Origin of the sequence: Phenylobacterium sp. (assembly GCF_036402295.1) — a bacterium.
Lineage (GTDB): Bacteria > Pseudomonadota > Alphaproteobacteria > Caulobacterales > Caulobacteraceae > Phenylobacterium.
In genome coordinates this window covers 1-2,772 of the sequence record NZ_DASWTE010000073.1, presented here as the reverse complement: position 1 = coordinate 2,772, position 2,772 = coordinate 1, and the positions used below count along the sequence as shown (strand labels likewise).

Below are 2,772 nucleotides of genomic sequence, written 5' to 3'. Positions count from 1 at the left end.
CAAGAAGGCGTCCTAGGCGGCGCCCGCCTCCGCCTCGACCGCCGGCGTCGCATCGCCGGCATAGACGGCGGCGTCCAGCATCCCCAGCTCCTTCGACACCAGCGTGGGCACGAGCGCCTGGCCGGCGACGTTCACGGCTGTGCGGCCCATGTCGAGGATCGGGTCGATGGCGAGCAGCAGGCCCACGCCCTCCAGCGGCAGGCCCAGCGTCGAAAGGGTCAGCGTCAGCATCACGGTCGCGCCGGTCAGGCCCGCCGTTGCGGCCGAGCCCATCACCGAGACGAACACGATCAAGAGGTAGTCGGTCACCTGCAGCGGCACGCCGTAGAACTGGGCGACGAAGATGGCCGAGATGGCCGGGTAGATCGCAGCGCAACCGTCCATCTTGGTGGTCGCGCCCAGCGGCACGGCGAAGGCTGCGTACGCGCGGGGCACGCCCAGGCCGCTCTCGGTGATCGTCTCTGTGATCGGCAGCGTGCCGATCGACGAGCGGGACGCGAAGCCCAGCTGGATCGCCGGCCACGCGGCGCGGAAGAACTTGAGCGGGTTCAGGCCGTGGGCGGCCAGCAGCGCGGGGTAGACCACCAGCAGCACCAGAGCCAGGCCGATGTAGATGGCGATCGCGAACTGACCGAGCTGCGAGAGCGCGTCCCAGCCGTACTTGGCGACCGCCGTTCCCAGGAGGCCGATGGTGCCGAGCGGCGTCAGCCGGATCACCCACCACAGCACCTTGCGCACCACGGCCAGCGCCGAGGCGTTGAAGGCCAGGAACGCGCGGCCCGCCTCGCCGGTGCGCAGCGCCGCCACGCCGACCACCAGCGAGATCACCAGGATCTGCAGCACGTTGAACGACAGGCTGGTGGTGGCCGCCCGGCCATCGTCTGCCAGCTTGGTGGAGGCGGTAAGGCCCAGGAAGTTCGAGGGGATGAGGCCGGCCAGGAAATCCAGCCACGAGCCTGTGGTGCTGGGCGCCTTGGCTGCGTCCATGGTGACGCCGGCGTGCAGGCCGGGCTGCAGCACGACGCCGAGCGCGATGCCGATGGCCACGGCGATCAGGGCGGTGGCGGCGAACCACAGCAGCGTGCGCCAGACTAGGCGGGCGGCGTTCTGCAGCTCGGCCAGGTTGGCGATGCTGGCGACGATGGCGGTGAAGATCAGAGGCGGCACCAGCGCCTTCAGGAGCTGGACGAAGCTGGAGCCCAGGATCCGCAGGGTCTCGGCGAGCAGGAACCCCTGCTCGCCCTCGGCCGGGCCGAGCTGGCGAGCGACGAGGCCCAGGATCACGCCGACGACCATGGCCGCCAGCACCTGCATGCCGAAGCCGCTGATGAATCGGGACTGCTGCGCGGACGCCATCCGGGTCTCCTGGAACGCCTCACGTAACCTACCGGTCCGCTAGGGATTTCTCGTAGCGCGGAATTCTGCGGACCGGCCTAGAACGCCTGAATGCCCAAGCGCTCACCAGATCTCGGCGTCGTGATCCTGACCGGCGGCGCTGGCGTCCGCATGGGCGCCGACAAGGCCGAGCTGCTGTGGAACGGCCGCCGCGCCGTGGACCGGCTGGCCGACCTGGCCGCGTCGCTGGGCGCGACAGCCGTGGTGACCGCGGGGCTGCGCGACTACGGGCTGCCGGTCGCGCCGGAGGCCGGCGGTGGGCCGGTGGCGGGGATCGTGGCGGGCGTCCGGGCGCTGGGGGCCTGTCCGCGCGTGCTGGTGCTGGCGGTGGACGCCCCGACGCTGACGCCGGACGACCTCGCGCCGCTGCTGGCGTCGCCGGGGCCGGGCGCGGCGTACGAGGGCCTGCACCTGCCGCTGGTGGCCGAGGCTGCCGCGGTGCCGGCCGATGCTGGGGCCGGCTGGCCCATGGCGCGGCTGGTCGAGCGGGCGGGCCTCGCGCGGCTGCCGGTTCCGCCCGACGCGGAGGCCCGGCTGCGCGGCGCGAACACCCCGCAGGAGCGCGAAGACCTGCTGCGGCGTCTCGTCACCCCCGATTCTGCCCAAGAAGGCGGCGCCGGCTGATCGTTCCGGCGGCGTATGCCTGCGATAGCGGCGCCGGCCGGGCAAGCGGGGCGACCGCAGGCGCGCCGCCCGCCTAGCAGAGCGGCATGCGCGTCCTCGTGGTGGATCCCGACCCGGCCCGCGCCGCCCTGGTGGCGGAGGGCCTTGCCGGCGTCGAGCCGTTGGAGGTCCGCCACGCGCCTGTATTCAAAGAGGCCGAGGCGGCCGCCTTCGGGCCCGACGTCATCGTCGTGGCGTCCGACAGCCCTGACCGCGACGTCATCGAGAGCCTGCGCGAGGCCACGGCGGCCAACCCGCGCCCGGTGGTTATGTTCGTCGACCGCTCCGAGCCCGGCCTGGCGGAAGCCGCGGTGCACGCCGGGGTCTCGGCCTATGTGGTGGACGGCCTGTCGGCGGCGCGGGTCCGCTCGGTGCTGGAGGTGGCGATGAGCCGCTTCCAGCTGATGCACGGCCTGCGCCAGGACCTGGAGAAGGCCAAGGCCGACCTCGCCTCGCGCAAGACGGTGGAGCGGGCCAAGGCGCTCCTGATGAAGGAGCGGGGGCTGGACGAGGACGCCGCCTACCGCCTGCTGCGCAAGCTCTCGATGGATACCGGCCGGCCGCTGGGCGCGGTGGCCGCCGACCTGCTGGCCTTCGCAGGCGTGCTGAAGGGGAACGGCTCATGAGCGCGCCGCTGAAGATCGGCTTCATCGCCCTGAACGACGCCGCGGTGCTGATCGCCGCCCACGCCCGCGGCCTGTTCGCCGCCGAGGG

Annotated in this window: 3 protein-coding genes; 2 read left to right on the top strand and 1 reads right to left on the bottom strand. The window is 72.7% G+C overall.

The features are described from left to right. Window positions 1–12: 12 nt before the first annotated feature. A complete protein-coding gene (locus VGD44_RS04790) occupies window positions 13–1,356 on the bottom strand; it encodes a dicarboxylate/amino acid:cation symporter (protein ID WP_331084419.1) in 1,344 nt (447 codons plus the stop codon). 90 nt (window positions 1,357–1,446) lie between these two features. Here VGD44_RS04790 and mobA point away from each other — a divergent pair, with 90 nt between their 5' ends. After that, window positions 1,447–2,019, top strand: a complete 573-nt coding sequence (gene mobA / locus VGD44_RS04785; RefSeq protein WP_331084417.1) for a molybdenum cofactor guanylyltransferase — start codon at window positions 1,447–1,449, stop codon at window positions 2,017–2,019. Window positions 2,020–2,105: 86 nt separating this feature from the next. Next, the gene (locus VGD44_RS04780) at window positions 2,106–2,684 is read left to right on the top strand and encodes an ANTAR domain-containing response regulator (protein ID WP_331084415.1); all 579 of its coding nucleotides are present in this window, start codon (window positions 2,106–2,108) and stop codon (window positions 2,682–2,684) included. The last annotated feature ends 88 nt before the right edge of the window (window positions 2,685–2,772 follow it).